The following is a 579-nucleotide window of genomic DNA, read 5'->3' on the forward strand; positions in this document are numbered from 1 at the left end:
TCTGGGCCTGGTCGAAGCCATCGCAGCGAACCTACCCGGAGCCACCTGGCAACGATGCCGCACCCACTACGCCGCGAATCTCATGTCCATCACCCCCAAAGCGCTATGGCCCGCCGTCAAAGCGATGCTGCACTCGGTGTACGACCAACCCGACGCCGCCTCAGTCAACGCTCAATACGACCGACTCTTGGACTACGTGCACGACAAGCTCCCCGCTGTGTGTGATCACCTCGATCAAGCCAGGGCAGACGTCCTCGCCTTCGCGTCCTTCCCCACCGGGGTATGGACCCAGATCTGGTCCAACAACCCCAATGAGCGCCTCAACCGCGAAATCCGCCGACGCACCGACTCCGTGGGGATCTTCCCCAACCGCCAGGCCATCATCCGCCTGGTCGGAGCCGTCCTAGCCGAACAAAACGACGAATGGGCCGAAGGCCGACGCTACCTCAGCCTCGACATCCTCACCAAATCACGACTCACACCCCAACCCACCCAACAGGAGGAACCCCCACTCCAACTCAGCGCATAACCCACTCCGAAGGACACAAAACGATTACACCACTCCACAGGACTTGACCT

At 61.3% G+C, this 579-nt stretch carries 1 protein-coding gene; it reads left to right on the plus strand.

Features of this window, described 5'->3' with window-relative positions; genetic code table 11:
- Positions 1 to 529: transposase (locus HMPREF2874_RS01240; RefSeq protein WP_210397942.1), on the plus strand; the 529-nt coding region annotated here is incomplete at its 5' end.
- Positions 530 to 579: the final 50 nt, after the last annotated feature.

Source organism: Rothia sp. HMSC068F09 (genome assembly GCF_001812775.1).
Taxonomy (GTDB): Bacteria; Actinomycetota; Actinomycetes; order Actinomycetales; family Micrococcaceae; genus Rothia; species Rothia mucilaginosa_A.